The organism is Neohoeflea coraliihabitans (assembly GCF_019334345.1).
Lineage (GTDB): Bacteria > Pseudomonadota > Alphaproteobacteria > Rhizobiales > Rhizobiaceae > Pseudohoeflea > Pseudohoeflea coraliihabitans.
Genome location: NZ_JAHWQX010000001.1, coordinates 482,607 through 496,832, shown reverse-complemented (window position 1 = coordinate 496,832; position 14,226 = coordinate 482,607). Strand labels below are relative to the sequence as shown.

Genomic DNA, 14,226 nt, shown 5'->3' with positions numbered 1-14,226 from the left:
GGACCAGCGGCGGCGGCGCGCCTGCGAGAGTGGAGGGACCGGAATACGCATGCTAGAGGGCGGTGTGACATTGACCGGCGATCAGCCGCAACCCGGTATCAAGGAACGCGCGACATGACCCTGTTCGGATGGTTCGAGCGACGGATCAATCCCTATCCGCAATCCGAGCAAGGCCTTCCGCCTGAGGGTCTGTTGGCGTTCTGCTGGCACTATTCGCGCGATGCGGCGCCGTGGCTGCTGGCGATGGCAGTGCTGACGGCGCTGATATCGATTGGCGAAGTGATGCTGTTCGGTTTTCTCGGTTCGATCGTCGACTGGCTTGCCGCCGCCGATCCGGACGATTTTCTCGCGCGCGAGGGCAGTCGGCTGGCATGGATGGCCGCCCTGGTGCTGATCGGATTGCCGCTGGCGATCTTTTTCGATTCGCTGATCGTGCACCAGACGCTGCTCGGCAATTACGCGATGGCAACGCGCTGGCGCATGCACCGGCAATTGCTGCGCCAAAGCCTGACCTTCTTTTCCGACGAATTTGCCGGGCGCGTGGCGACACGGGTGATGCAGACCTCGCTGTCGATGCGGGAAGCGGTGATGAAGGTGCTCGACGTTCTGGTTTACGTCGGCGTCTATTTCATTGCGATGGTGGTGATGGTCGGCAGCTCCGACCTACGGCTGGCCCTGCCAATGCTGGTGTGGCTGGCCGTTTACCTGGCGCTGATCTTCTATTTCGTGCCGAAGCTGAGCAGGATCTCAGAGGCGCAGGCGGACGCCCGCTCGGCGATGACCGGGCGCATTGTCGACAGCTACACGAATATCGCGACGGTCAAGCTGTTCTCGCATGCGCGCCGCGAGGAAAACTATGCGCGCGAGGGGATGGATGCCTTCCTTTCGACCGTGCACCGGCAGATGCGCAAGGTGACCATGTTCGAAACACTGGTCTATCTCAACAATTCGCTGCTCGTGTTTCTCGTCTCGGCGCTGGCGATCGGCTTCTGGCTGAATGGCGCGGTGTCGGTTGGGGCGATCGCCATTGCCATCGGCCTTGCGCTGCGCCTGAACGGCATGTCGCAATGGATCATGTGGGAGGTCTCAAGCCTGTTCGAGAACATCGGCATCGTGCAGGACGGCATGACAATGCTGTCACAGCCGCAGGAGGTGGTGGATCTCGAGGGCGCGGGAGCGTTGCGTCCGGCGCGCGGCGAAATCCGCTTCGACCACGTGCGGTTCCACTACGGCAAGGCGCATGGTGTGATCGAGGACCTGTCGCTGACTGTACAGCCGGGCGAAAAGGTCGGCCTGGTCGGACGGTCCGGGGCCGGCAAGACCACGCTGACCAATCTGTTGCTGCGCTTTTACAATCTCGAGGGCGGCCGCATTCTCGTCGATGGCCACGATGTGGCCGAACTGACGCAGGAATCGCTCAGGGCGGCGATCGGCGTGGTGACACAGGACACATCGCTGCTGCATCGTTCGGTGCGCGAGAACATCGCCTATGGCCGGCCGGAAGCTGACGAGGCGGAGATCATCGAGGCGGCGCGCAAGGCGAAGGCTCTCGATTTCATCGCCGGGCTTGCCGATCCGGCGGGGCGGACGGGCTTTGATGCGCATGTCGGCGAACGCGGCGTCAAATTGTCCGGCGGGCAGCGGCAGCGCATTGCGATCGCACGGGTGTTCTTGAAGGATGCGCCGATCCTGGTGCTCGATGAGGCGACATCGGCGCTCGATTCGGAAGTCGAGGCGGCGATCCAGGAAAACCTGTTCGACCTGATGGCGGGCAAGACGGTGATTGCCATTGCGCACCGGCTGTCGACCATCGCGCAGATGGACCGGCTGGTGGTTCTCGATCAGGGCCGCATTGTCGAAACCGGCACGCACACGGATCTGATCGCCGCCGGCGGGCTGTACAGCGAACTCTGGGCGCGTCAGTCCGGCGGCTTCATCAACGACAGCCAGGCGGCTGCCGCGGCGCGCTAGCCGCGGATCGCTCAGCCAACCGTCTTGGCGGGGGTCTTGGCCGGCGGTCTTGGTCGACGCTCGAAAGCATCTATATGTGCGGGCATGAACGTCACCCGAATCGCCCGGTTCTTTGAAGAGCGCATCACGCCATTCGGCCGGAAGGGCGATCTGCAGCCGCCTGCGGGAACGCTTGCATTCGTCTGGCACTATGTGCGCCAGGCCAAGGGCGCATTTGCCGGCATGGCCTTTTTCGGCGGCGCGGTGGCGGTGCTGGAAGCGGCGCTGTTCTACTTCGTCGGCCGCCTGGTCGACATGCTGGCAATGGCCGAGCGGGAGGCGGGCTGGTCCGGTTTCCTGACGCTGTATGGCCCGGAACTGGCGCTGATGGCGGCCACCGTGCTTGTCGGACGGTTCGTCGTAGTGGCGCTGGGCGCGCTGATCGAGGAACAGATCATCGTTCTGAATTTCTTCAATCTGGTGCGCTGGCAGGCCTATGCGCATGTGGCGCGGCAATCGCTGACCTTTTTCCAGAACGACTTTGCCGGGCGGATCGTCACCAAGGTGTGGTCGGCCGGCCAGGCCAGCGGCGATCTGATGACGTCGCTCCTGCAGGTGGTGTGGTTCATGGCGATCTACACGGTGTCGACCCTGATGCTGGTTGGCCAGCTTGATTGGCGGCTGGCGGCGGTGGTGGCTGTCTGGATCGGGGTTTTCGCGGTTCTGGCGCGCTATTTCGTGCCGCGCATCCGGCGCCATGCGCGGCAGACCGCGGAAGCCAGCTCGATGCTCAACGGGCGGCTGGTCGACAGCTTCAGCAATATCCAGACGCTGAAGCTGTTCGGACGCGAGGACGACAATGATGCCTATATCCGCGACGGTTTCGAGCGCTTCCAGAACACGTTGCGGCCGTTTGCGCGGCTGTTGACCGGTGTCCGTTCCTCGCTGGCGCTGTTGTCGGGAACGATGATTTCGATGATCGCCTTCCTGTCGATCGATCTGTGGCTGGCCGGTGCGATAACAGCGGGCGGCGTGGCGTTCACGCTCGGGCTGGTCCTGCGGCTGAACATGCTGCTCGGCCGCATGATGACGCAGCTCAACGGCATCATGCGCAATCTCGGCACGGTGCAGAATTCAGCGGAACTGATTGCCCAGCCGGTGACGCTGACCAACCGGCCGGACGCTGCCGGGCTGGAAACGCCGCGTGCGGAGATTGTCTTCGATCGGATCGCTTTCGGCTATCACCATGATCTGCCGGTGATCGAAGATCTCAGCCTGACGATTTCCGCCGGCGAGAAGATCGGCATTGTCGGTCGTTCCGGCGCGGGCAAGTCGACCCTGGTCAATCTGCTCCTGCGCTTTTACGACCTCGATTCCGGCCAGATCCTGATCGATGGCCAGGACATTGCTGCCGTCACGCCGCAATCGCTGCGCCGGAAGATCGGCATGGTGACCCAGGATACCGCGCTGCTGCACCGCTCGATTCGCGACAATATCGCCTTCGGACGCCCCGGAGCTGGCGATGCCGAAATCTGGGCGGCGGCGCGGCAGGCGGAGGCGGCCGGTTTCATCGCTGATCTTGTCGACCAGCGCGGCCGCCGCGGCCTCAATGCGCATGTCGGCGAACGCGGGGTCAAGCTGTCGGGCGGACAGCGTCAGCGCATCGCCATAGCACGGGTGATGCTGAAGAATGCGCCGATCCTGGTGCTTGATGAGGCCACTTCGGCGCTGGATTCGGAGGTCGAGGCGGCGATCCAGGACAATCTCGAGGGCCTGATGACCGGCAAGACGGTGATCGCCATTGCGCACCGGCTGTCGACGATCGCGCGACTCGACCGGCTGGTGGTGATGGATGGCGGCCGGATTGTCGAGAGCGGCACGCATTCGGCGCTGGTTGCGCGTGGCGGGCTGTACGCGGAATTGTGGGAACGCCAGTCGGGCGGCTTTCTCGGCGACGGCGCGGACGCGCCTGTGACGGAGCGGTCAGGGGACTGAGGCGGGCGGCATATTTGCGACATAGTGACCTTCTGTTTCCTGTGGTCTAGACTTCTTTTCGCATCCCGCTTAGAAACCGCGCAATTGACAGGATTTCGCCACAATGCGAAAGCGCCTAGCGAGCGAGTGCGCCGCTTGCGGCGCCAGGCGGGCGAAGTTTCTGGTCCGGACACAGCTTTAAGAGGATGACAAGCCGTGAGCGACAACACATCGACCACCGACGGCCTGGGTGAAACGACGGGAGAACCGACCCGGCGGGACTTTCTCTATCTTGCAACGGGCATGGCCGCCGCAGTCGGCGCTGCTGCCACCGCCTGGCCGTTCATCGACCAGATGCGCCCAGACGCCTCGACGCTGGCGCTGGCGTCGATCGACGTCAACGTCTCGGCGATCGAGCCGGGCATGTCATTGACGGTGAAATGGCGCGGCAAGCCGATCTTCATTCGCAACCGGACGGCTCAGGAAGTTGAAGAGGCCAAGGAAGTGCCGATCACCGAGCTCAAGGACCCGGTGGCGCGCAACCAGAATGTGCCCGGCGACGCGCTGGCCACGGATTTGCTGCGCTCGGCTGGCGAGGACAAGGAAAACTGGATCGTGATGATCGGCTCGTGCACCCATCTGGGCTGCGTGCCGCTCGGCCAGGCCGGCGACTTCAACGGTTGGTTCTGCCCCTGCCACGGTTCGCACTACGACACTGCCGGCCGCATCCGCAAAGGCCCGGCACCGGAAAACCTTCACATTCCAGTTTACGCGTTCAGCTCGGACGACGTGATCCGCATCGGTTAAGGGGACAGCGCCAATGAGCTCCGATCATTCGACTTACCAACCTTCGACCGGCTTCGGCAGATGGATGGATCAGCGCCTGCCGATCGTGCGGCTGAGCCATGACAGCTTCGTGTCCTACCCGGTGCCGCGCAATCTGAACTACGCCTACACCTTCGGCGCGATCCTGATGGTGATGCTGGTGCTGCAGATCCTGACCGGCGTCGTTCTGGCGATGCATTACGCCGCCTCGACGGGTCTGGCGTTCAATTCGGTCGAAAAGATCATGCGCGACGTCAATTCCGGATGGCTGCTGCGCTATCTGCATGCCAACGGCGCCTCGTTCTTCTTTGTGGCGGTTTATGTGCATATCGGCCGGGGTCTGTATTACGGCTCCTACAAGGCGCCGCGTGAAATCCTCTGGATCCTCGGCGTGATCATCTTCCTTCTGATGATGGCGACGGCGTTCATGGGCTATGTGCTGCCCTGGGGCCAGATGTCCTTCTGGGGCGCGACGGTGATCACCGGCTTCTTCACCGCATTTCCCGGCATCGGCGAGCCGATCCAGCAATTGCTGCTTGGCGGCTTCGCGGTCGACAATCCGACCCTGAACCGCTTCTTCTCGCTGCATTACCTGCTGCCGTTCATGATTGCCGGTGTGGTCGTGCTGCACGTCTGGGCGCTGCATGTGACCGGGCAGACCAACCCGACGGGCGTCGAGGTCAAGCAAAAGACCGATACCCTGCCGTTCACACCCTATGCGTCGGTCAAGGATGCGCTCGGCATCGCCCTCTTCATGCTGGTGTTTGCCTATTTCGTGTTCTTCATGCCGAACTTCCTCGGTCACGCCGACAACTACATTCCGGCCAACCCGCTGAAGACGCCGTCGCATATCGTTCCGGAATGGTACTTCCTGCCCTTCTACGCGATGCTGCGGGCGATCACCTTCAATATCGGGCCGATCGATTCCAAGCTCGGCGGTGTCCTGGTGATGTTCGGGTCGATCATCGTGCTGTTCTTCCTGCCTTGGCTTGACACCTCGAAGGTGCGCTCGGCGGTCTACCGCCCCTGGTACAAGCTGTTTTTCTGGCTGTTCGTCATCAATGCCATCTTCCTCGGCTGGCTTGGCGCCAAGCCGGCGGAAGGCACCTACACGACGATGGCGCAGATCGGTACGCTGTACTATTTCGCCTTCTTCCTCATCATCATGCCGCTGCTCGGTCTTTTCGAAACGCCGAAGCGGTTGCCGAATTCCATCACCGAAGCGGTTCTGCGCAAGGATGGCGGCAACACCGGTAACACACCAGCGAGTGCGGCGGCGACGCCTGACACCCGCGGTTGAACCGAGCGACGGAAAGGACAAAGCCATGAGAAAACTTTTCGCCCAGGTCGCGCCGATCGCCGCGATGGTGCTGGCCCTGTCGGCACCGGCGATGGCCGCCGAGGAAGAGGGCGCGACGCCGCACTATCCTTTGTTGAAGCCGAAGTTGGTCGACTGGTCGTTTGCCGGGCCGCTCGGCGGCTACGACAAGGGGCAGCTGCAGCGCGGCCTGAAGGTCTATACGGAAGTCTGTGCGGCCTGCCACTCGATGAACCTGGTGGCGTTCCGGACGCTGGAGGACCTCGGCTATAACGAGGCGCAGGTGAAGACCTTTGCCGCCAATTACGAGGTCGAGGACGGCCCGAATGGCGACGGTGAGATGTTTACCCGCACGGCGGTGCAGTCGGACTATTTCCCCTCGCCCTTCCCGAACGAGGAAGCGGCCGCAGCGGCCAACAATGGCGCCGCGCCGCCGGATTTCTCGCTGCTTGCCAAGGCGCGGTATGTCGAGCGCGGTTTCCCGCAATTCGTGTTCGACATCTTCACCGGCTACAACGAGTCTGGTCCGAACTACATCTATTCGCTGCTGACCGGTTACCAGGAGCCGCCGGAAGGGATCGAAGTGCCGGAAGGGGCCTATTTCAACCCCTATTACCTGGCGGGTCCGGCGCTGGCGATGGCGCCCCCGCTGTCGGATGAGCAGGTCACCTATGATGACGGGTCTCCGGAGACCGTGGATCAGTATTCGAAAGATGTCTCGGCGTTCATGATGTGGGCTGCCGAACCGCACATGGAAGAGCGCAAGCGCACCGGCTTCATGGTGATCCTGTTCCTGCTCATCCTGACCGGCTTGATCTTCATGACCAAGAAGTCGATCTTCTCGCGCGTCGAACATTGAGCGCCGCGCAGTTCCGATTAATCTGACGGGGCCCTCCCGTAACGACAACACCGCCTCCGGGCGGTGTTTTGTTGTGGTTTCCCTTTTTCCATCTTGCGCTGGCGGCGGGCGTTTGAACACACTGATACGTCCTGCAAGGAGACGACAATGAGCGATCTGGCCCGTGAACTGAAAGCCTCGATCCGAACGATTCCGGATTACCCCAAGCCGGGCGTGCTGTTTCGCGACATCACGACGCTGCTCGGACAGCCGAGGGCGTTCCGCCGCGCCGTCGATGAACTGGTGCATCCCTATGCCGGCGACAATATCGCCAAGATCGCCGGGATCGAAGCACGCGGCTTCATTCTCGGCGGAGCCATCGCGCACCAGCTGTCCGCCGGCTTCGTGCCGATCCGCAAGAAGGGCAAGCTGCCGCACGAAACAGTGCGCATCGCCTACAGCCTGGAATATGGCGTCGATGAAATGGAAATGCACCGCGATGCCGTCAAGCCGGGCGAGCGGGTCCTGCTGGTCGATGATCTGATCGCCACCGGCGGCACGGCAGAGGGGGCGGTCAAGCTGTTGCAGCAGATGGGCGCCGAGGTGATCGCCGCCTGTTTCGTCATCGACCTTCCCGATCTTGGCGGGCGGGCCAAGATCGAAGCGCTGAACGTGCCGGTGCGCACCCTGATGTCGTTTGAGGGTCACTAAGCGGCGGGGGCCACTGAACGGCGGGGGTCACTGAGCGGCGGTTCAGGGCCTGTCCGGCCCTGGCGCCTGCGGTTCGTTGCCGTCATGCAACTGCGGCGGCACCTGGATCAATACAGCGCTGTCGAAGCTCATCACCCGCTCGCCCGAGGTGGCGTTGTGCGCCTCTGCCAGCGCTTCAAGGATCGACCAGCCGGGCTGGCCGCGTGAGGGCCGGATTCGCACCAGCTGCTGGGCAAAGGAAATCGTATCACCGGCGTAGACCGGCCGAGACCAGCGCAAATTGCGGATCCCGGGAGAGGGGCCAAGCGTATAGTTGGGCAAGCCGGCAGCCTTGCGTTCGGCGATGCGTTTGCCCATTGCCGCGACATTCAGTTTCATCCACACGGCGGCCGTGTGCCAGCCGCTGGCGCAGAGCCCGCCGAGAAAGCTCTTTTCGGCGGCTTCAGCGTCGACATGAAAGGGCTGCGGATCAAATTTTTGCGCAAAGGCGATGATCTCTTCGGCTGTGAAGAGATAGTTGCCCAGTTCGGCCCGGGCACCGACCCTGTAATGCGGGTCATCGTGTTTCTCGGAGGTCATGCGGGGTCTTTCGCAGCTAGGCGACGGCGGATAAGCACCGGGTTGCGGGAGCTCAGCACGTCCTCGCCGCGCTGGTTGTGCAGTGTGTGCGTGAACACAGCGATCCCGAGTTGCGGCCGCGAGGCCGAGGGCCGCAATTCGATGATCTGCGACCGGCCGGAGAGCGTGTCGCCGGCGAGCACCGGGCGTTGCCATTTGACGAAATCGAGCCCGGGCGAGCCTTCCGAGGCCATGCGGGGCAGGAAGCTGTCATACATCATCCGCATCAGCATGGCACAGTTGTGCCAGCCGGATGCCGACAGGCCGCCAAGGATCGAGGCGCGCCCGGCTTCCTCGTCGAGATGAAAGGGCTGCGGATCGAAGTCTTCCGCGAACGCAATCACCTCTTCGCGGTCAACGCTTTTCGGGCCGAGATCAAAGCTGTCCTCGATGCTCAGATCTTCAAAGAACAGACGATCAGTCATGGACTGCTCCATCAACGGCGGATGTTTTTCGGTCAGTGCAGCGTTGCGTCGGACCACAGATTGAGAATGGCGACACCGGCGATGATCAGCGCGATACCGATGATGGCCGGCAGATCGAGCGTCTGTCCATATAAAAGCCAGGCGACGAGCGCGATCAACACAATGCCGGCGCCAGACCAGACGGCGTAGACAATTCCAGCCGGCATGAAGCGCAGCGCGTAGGCCAGGAGCCAGATGGCAAAGGCGTAGCCGATGCCGGCAATCAGGCTCGGCCACAAGCGCGTGAAACCGTCCGAGCGCGCCAGGGCGGTGGTTGCCACGACCTCGGCGGCGATGGCGACCAGCAGGACGAGGTTGACCACAAGAGCGTTCATAAAGGCATCTTTCCGGCCCGGTGCCGCTCAGGTGTTGAACTTGAACAAAAGGATGTCACCGTCCTGGACAACGTATTCCTTGCCTTCGTCGCGGGCCTTGCCGGCTTCCTTGGCAGGGACCTCGCCGCCGAGCGTGACATAATCCTCATAGGCAATGGTCTGGGCGCGGATGAAGCCACGCTCGAAATCGGTGTGAATGACGCCGGCGGCGCCGGGCGCCTTGGTGCCGCGGCGGACGGTCCAGGCGCGCGTTTCCTTGGGGCCGGCGGTAAAATAGGTGATCAGTTCGAGCAACAGGTATCCGGAGCGGATCAGCCGGTCGAGGCCCGGTTCCTCAAGTCCGAGGGATTCGAGAAATTCGGCCTGTTCCTCGTCGGCCAGTTGCGAAACCTCGGCTTCGATGGCGGCAGAGATGACCACCGTCTCGGCATTCTGGTCAGCGGCCATCGCCGCGACACGCGCCGTCTGCTCGTTGCCGGTCGCGGCCTCATCCTCAGCCACATTGCACACATAAAGGACCGGCTTGGAGGTGAGGAGATTGAGACCATCAAGGATCTTGCGATCCTCGGCAGCAATGCCCTTGAGCATTTTCCGGACCGGCTGACCGTCCTTGAGGAGGCTCAGCGCTTCTTCCATCACCGGCAGGATGGTCATTGCTTCCTTGTCCTTGCCGGTGGCGCGCTTGCGGGTCTGTTCGGCGCGGCGCTCGAGGCTCTCGAGATCGGCGAGCATCAGCTCGGTCTCGACGGTTTCGGCGTCAGCCACCGGATCAATGCGGCCATCGACATGGGTGATGTCGTCATCCTCGAAGCAGCGCAGCACGTGCACGACGGCATCGACCTCGCGGATATTGGCGAGGAACTGGTTGCCGAGGCCTTCGCCCTTCGATGCGCCGCGCACGAGACCGGCAATGTCGACAAAGGAAATGCGTGTGGGGATGATTTCCTTCGAGCCGGCGATCGCGGCGATCCTTGTCAGGCGCGGATCGGGAACGGCGACTTCGCCGGTGTTCGGCTCGATGGTGCAGAACGGGTAATTGGCTGCCTGCGCGGCGGCCGTGCGTGTCAGGGCGTTGAACAGGGTGGACTTGCCGACATTGGGCAGGCCGACGATGCCGCATTTGAAACCCATGAGGTGTAACTTTCCAAGCGTTGTCTTTGGCGCAGGCTATGGGCGAAAGGCGCGGTGGGGTCAAGCCTTGGGCATCAACTCGTCGGCAAGGTTTTGCTGAGATGATCGCGGCGCGGCGAGGGGCGGAAAGGAACGGCAAATGGAGGTCGAGCAGGCCACATGGCATTATGCGGTCGCAATGGCCGCATTTGCGCTGTTCGGCGCGGCCGCGCATGTGGTGCGGGCCGTCTGCAACCTGTTTCCCGACAAGATTTCCGATACTGCGGTGGTCAACATCCTCGTCAGCCGCGGCTATGGCTGGGCGGATCATCTGTTCGGCAGCGAATTCGATGAAGGCGGCTATTATCGGCTCGACAGCTCAAAGAATCTCAAGCTTTCCGTGGCCTTTACCGTGGCCGGGGGCATGCTGGTGCTTCTTGCGAGCGAGGAGGCGGCGCAGGGCATGAGCGTCATCGTGGAGACCGGATGCGAGGCGCTGATCGCGCTGTTTCGGCTGCGCGTCGAGGAGATCTTCGGCTAGGATACCGCCCGATCCTGAGCGCAAAGTGACCAGGGGTCTGGCCTAGCCGTCCTTGGAGCCGAAAAGCTTGCGCAGCATCTCGGCCATCGGCCCGCGTTCGGGCTGCGCCGGTATGGTTCTGCTGGTTCGGGCCTGGCGGATATGCGACTGGCCACCGCCCTTCCTTGCCGATTTCGGTGCCGGTTCCTGCGCCGGTTGTTGCGTTAGGTCGGCTTCGCGTGTTGCCAGCGTAAGCTTGTTGAGAAAACTCGAAGTCTGCCCGTCGAGCAGCAATTCGACATGGTCGGCAATGGCATCCAGTAGCGGATCGAGCCAGTCGTTGTCCGCCTTGGAGAAATTGCCCAGCACGTAATTGTGCACACGCGCCTTGTCGCCGGGATGGCCGATGCCGATGCGCAGGCGGTGATAGGCGTTGCCGCAATGGGAATCCGCTGATTTCAAGCCATTGTGGCCGCCATGGCTGCCCCCGGTCTTCACCCGCACCCGGCCGGGCGCCAGATCGAGTTCGTCATGCAGGACGAAGAGGTTCTCCGGTTGCAGCTTGTAAAAGCGCATCGCTTCGCCAATCGCCTCACCGGAGGCGTTCATGAAGGTCATCGGCTTGAGGAGCAGCACCTTGTCGCCGCCGAGGGTGCCCTCGGCGATCTCGCCCCGGAATTTACGGCTCCAGGGCGAAAAGGAATGGCGGCGGGCTATCGCGTCCGCCGCCATGAAGCCGACATTGTGCCGGTTGCTTTCATATTTCGCGCCGGGATTTCCAAGTCCTGCAATCAGCATCATGACCGGCTCTCCCTTCCAAAGCGCGCCGCGTTGCGGCTGAAAATGACTTAGCTGTCATCCTCTTCGCTGACGGTCTCATCAGTCTGATTGATGACTTCCGTCTCGATGGTCTCTTCCTCGTCGGCGTCCTTCTCGCTGCGCAGGCCGGCGGGCTGGGCGATGGTCGCCACGGTGAAGTCGCGGTCGGTGATCACCGGCGTGACGCCCGCGGGCAGATCGAAGGCCGAAATGTGCAGGCCGTCATTGAGTTCCAGACCCTTCAGGTCACCCGTCAGGAATTCCGGAATGTCATTGGCCGAGCAGTTCACTTCGACTTCGTGGCGCACGATGTTGAGAACGCCGCCCTGGCGCAGACCCGGACAATCGTCCTCGTTGATGAAGTGGACGGGAACGGCCACCTGCACCTTGGTCTTGGCGGAGACGCGCAGGAAGTCGACATGCAGGACGAAGTCGCGCACGGGATCGACCTGATAGTCCTTGGGAAGGACGCGGATCTTCTCGCCACCGACATCGATGCTGGCGATGGTGGTGAGGAAACCGCCCTGGTGCAGCTTCTTCGAGATTTCCTTGCGCGACAGCGCAATCGAAACGGGGGATTTCTTGTCGCCGTAGATGACGGCGGGTATCATGCCATTGCGACGCAGTTCACGGGCGGACCCCTTACCGGCCCGTTCGCGCGTCTCGGCCTTGAGCTCGTAAATATCCTGGCTCATCGACATTCCTTTCGCGATGTGTGGGGCTGTCTGCCGGATCCCGTTTTGCCGGTCCCAGAAAACATCAAGCGCCGTTGCCGGCGCTTCATCCGCGGTGCCTCCAAGGGTGTCTGCGCGGACGCGCGCTCTATAGCCGAGACCCCCCGTGAATGCAAGCGCGGCCCCGGTCTTCCCGGCCGCGGTGCCGCGCAGGCGCACCAGCCGGCGGCGGCCGGTGGGCGCGGTGGAGTATTTGACAGCTTCCGGCGGCGGGATTAGATTTCCGGCACGGGGATCCGGACCCCCGTTGAGAGCCTTGCTCCAAGCTCCGTAACATCGCAAAATTGCGGAGCTTTGCCATGTCCGGAAATCCTTCTCCATTGTCGCTGAATGCTGCTGCACTGCTTGCCGCCCGTGACCCTTCATGCCTGATCGAGACGGACGCATTCATGCTCCTTGATGTACGCAAGCCGCTGGCGCGTCAGGTCTCCGGTTTCGAGCTCGCCGGCGTGATATGGCGGCATCCTTTCGCCGCCGCGCATTGGAAAGCAGAATTCTCCGCACGGCGTCTGGCGGTGTTCTGCGTTCATGGCCACGAGGTCAGTCAGGCGGTGGCCGGATATCTGCGCGACGAGGGTGTGGCCGCACTCTATGTCGAGGGCGGGTTCGAAGCCTTGCGCATGGGCGGCTGGCCGGTCGCGGCACTCGATGGCGCTGAGCAGCAGGATGGGTCCGATGCCTGAGGTGGCGCGCGAGCCTGTTTCGTGGCGGGAGATGTTTGCCGTCTACGGCCGGATCGGTCTGTTGTCTTTCGGCGGTCCGGCGGGTCAGATCGCGCTGATGCACCGCGAACTCGTGGAGGAGCGCCGATGGCTTGACGAGCCGCGCTTTCTGCATGCCTTGAATTTCTGCATGCTGCTGCCGGGACCCGAGGCCATGCAACTGGCGACCTATGCCGGCTGGCTGATGCGCGGCACGGCGGGCGGTTTGCTGGCCGGCTTGCTGTTCGTGCTGCCCGGTTTCCTCGTCATGCTGCTTCTGTCGGCGGCGTATCTCTATTTCGGTGACGTGCCGGCTGTGGCGGGCATCCTGCTCGGCCTGAAGGCGGCCGTTCTGGCCATTGTCGCACAGGCCCTGATCCGGCTCAGCCGGCGGGCGCTGCAGGGCCGGCTCGCCTGGATCCTCGCAGTTGGCGCACTGGTCGGCATCGCCTTCCTCAATCTCCCATTTCCGCTGATCGTTCTCGCCGCCGGGCTGATCGGACTGATGCGAGCGCTGACGCTTCGGCAGAATGAAATGTCGCCTGACGCTGAGGCAGATTTCACGGAGCAGCGACCGCTGCGCCCGGGCGATCTTGCGGCCATTCCGATCTGGGGGACGATCTGGTTGCTGCCGCTGGCGCTGCTGATGGTGCTGTGGCCAGGGGTGTATTCCCAGATGGCGCTGTTCTTCAGCCAGGCGGCGATCGTGACCTTTGGCGGCGCCTATGCGGTTCTGGCCTATGTCGGGCAACAGGCGGTCGAGGTGCAAGGCTGGCTGCTGCCGGGCGACATGCTGGCCGGTCTCGGACTTGCGGAAACCACGCCGGGGCCGCTGATCCTGGTCCTGGTGTTTGTCGGTTTTCTCGGTGGCGCGCGCTCCGTTGCGGATGGCGCTCTCGGAGCCGGGCTGATCGGCGGCAGCGTGGCGCTGTTCTTTACCTTCGCGCCCTGCTTTCTCTGGATCTTCGCCGGTGCACCGCATGTGGAACGGCTGCGGCATGTGCGATGGCTGGCGGCAAGTCTTGCGGCAATCACTGCTGCCATTGTCGGGGTGATTGCCAACCTTACCCTGTGGTTCGGCCTGCATGTGCTGTTCGGCCGCGTCGACGCGCTGGAAATCGGGCTGCTGTCACTGCCGGTGCCCGACATCGAAAGCCTGAACGGCTCGGCCTTGCTGATCAGCCTCGCTGCAGGGCTGGCGCTGATCCGTTTCAAGACGGGACTTTTCAAGGTGCTTTTCGGCGCCGTGGCGGCAGGGCTCGCTCTGACGCTGCTCGGCGTGGCGTGAGGCGGATCGGCGCTCGATCGG

The 14,226-nt window shown here is 62.9% G+C and carries 15 protein-coding genes; 9 read left to right on the top strand and 6 right to left on the bottom strand.

Annotation, left to right across the window (positions count from 1 at the left end):
- Positions 1–120: 120 nt before the first annotated feature.
- From KY465_RS02365 to KY465_RS02340, 6 genes are all read left to right on the top strand, one after another.
- Positions 121–1,971 (top strand): ABC transporter ATP-binding protein, encoded by a 1,851-nt coding sequence (locus tag KY465_RS02365; RefSeq protein ID WP_304650922.1) that lies wholly within the window; start codon positions 121–123, stop codon positions 1,969–1,971.
- Positions 1,972–2,055: 84 nt separating this feature from the next.
- Positions 2,056–3,945, top strand: coding sequence for an ABC transporter ATP-binding protein (locus tag KY465_RS02360; RefSeq protein WP_219158046.1), 1,890 nt, complete (start codon positions 2,056–2,058; stop codon positions 3,943–3,945).
- Between the two features lie 195 nt (positions 3,946–4,140).
- Positions 4,141–4,731: a ubiquinol-cytochrome c reductase iron-sulfur subunit gene (petA, locus tag KY465_RS02355; protein ID WP_219158044.1), complete on the top strand. Its 591-nt coding sequence runs from the start codon at positions 4,141–4,143 to the stop codon at positions 4,729–4,731.
- 13 nt (positions 4,732–4,744) lie between these two features.
- Positions 4,745–6,049, top strand: a complete 1,305-nt coding sequence (locus KY465_RS02350; RefSeq protein WP_219158042.1) for a cytochrome b — start codon at positions 4,745–4,747, stop codon at positions 6,047–6,049.
- 25 nt (positions 6,050–6,074) lie between these two features.
- Complete coding sequence (locus KY465_RS02345; RefSeq protein WP_219158039.1) at positions 6,075–6,926, top strand: cytochrome c1; 852 nt, start codon at positions 6,075–6,077, stop codon at positions 6,924–6,926.
- A 147-nt stretch (positions 6,927–7,073) separates the two neighbouring features.
- Positions 7,074–7,616, top strand: coding sequence for an adenine phosphoribosyltransferase (locus KY465_RS02340; protein WP_219158037.1), 543 nt, complete (start codon positions 7,074–7,076; stop codon positions 7,614–7,616).
- A 42-nt stretch (positions 7,617–7,658) separates the two neighbouring features.
- Here the strand turns inward: KY465_RS02340 and KY465_RS02335 are convergent, their stop codons facing one another.
- The 4 genes from KY465_RS02335 to ychF are packed head-to-tail and all read right to left on the bottom strand — an operon-like array spanning position 7,659 to position 10,164.
- Positions 7,659–8,195, bottom strand: coding sequence for a MaoC family dehydratase (locus KY465_RS02335; RefSeq protein WP_219158035.1), 537 nt, complete (start codon positions 8,193–8,195; stop codon positions 7,659–7,661).
- Positions 8,192–8,659, bottom strand: coding sequence for a MaoC family dehydratase (locus tag KY465_RS02330; protein WP_219158033.1), 468 nt, complete (start codon positions 8,657–8,659; stop codon positions 8,192–8,194). The genes KY465_RS02335 and KY465_RS02330 overlap by 4 nt, the downstream gene beginning before the upstream one ends.
- A 32-nt stretch (positions 8,660–8,691) precedes the next feature.
- Positions 8,692–9,033 (bottom strand): SMR family transporter, encoded by a 342-nt coding sequence (locus KY465_RS02325; RefSeq protein ID WP_219158031.1) that lies wholly within the window; start codon positions 9,031–9,033, stop codon positions 8,692–8,694.
- A 27-nt stretch (positions 9,034–9,060) separates the two neighbouring features.
- Complete coding sequence (ychF, locus tag KY465_RS02320) at positions 9,061–10,164, bottom strand: redox-regulated ATPase YchF (RefSeq protein ID WP_219158029.1); 1,104 nt, start codon at positions 10,162–10,164, stop codon at positions 9,061–9,063.
- A gap of 139 nt (positions 10,165–10,303) precedes the next feature.
- Between ychF and KY465_RS02315 the strand changes: the two genes are divergently transcribed.
- Positions 10,304–10,684 (top strand): hypothetical protein, encoded by a 381-nt coding sequence (locus KY465_RS02315; protein ID WP_219158019.1) that lies wholly within the window; start codon positions 10,304–10,306, stop codon positions 10,682–10,684.
- Positions 10,685–10,726: 42 nt separating this feature from the next.
- Here the strand turns inward: KY465_RS02315 and pth are convergent, their stop codons facing one another.
- Positions 10,727–11,464, bottom strand: a complete 738-nt coding sequence (pth, locus tag KY465_RS02310) for an aminoacyl-tRNA hydrolase (RefSeq protein WP_219158017.1) — start codon at positions 11,462–11,464, stop codon at positions 10,727–10,729.
- A gap of 47 nt (positions 11,465–11,511) precedes the next feature.
- The gene (locus tag KY465_RS02305; protein ID WP_219158014.1) at positions 11,512–12,177 is read right to left on the bottom strand and encodes a 50S ribosomal protein L25/general stress protein Ctc; all 666 of its coding nucleotides are present in this window, start codon (positions 12,175–12,177) and stop codon (positions 11,512–11,514) included.
- Positions 12,178–12,515: 338 nt separating this feature from the next.
- On the opposite strand from KY465_RS02305, the gene KY465_RS02300 reads away from it, so the two are divergent.
- Together KY465_RS02300 and chrA are read left to right on the top strand one after the other, a co-directional pair.
- Positions 12,516–12,899: a rhodanese-like domain-containing protein gene (locus tag KY465_RS02300; RefSeq protein ID WP_219158012.1), complete on the top strand. Its 384-nt coding sequence runs from the start codon at positions 12,516–12,518 to the stop codon at positions 12,897–12,899.
- Positions 12,892–14,205 carry a chromate efflux transporter gene (gene chrA, locus KY465_RS02295; protein WP_219158010.1) on the top strand — a complete coding sequence of 438 codons (1,314 nt, stop codon included), beginning with the start codon at positions 12,892–12,894 and terminating at the stop codon, positions 14,203–14,205. The genes KY465_RS02300 and chrA overlap by 8 nt, the downstream gene beginning before the upstream one ends.
- Positions 14,206–14,226: the final 21 nt, after the last annotated feature.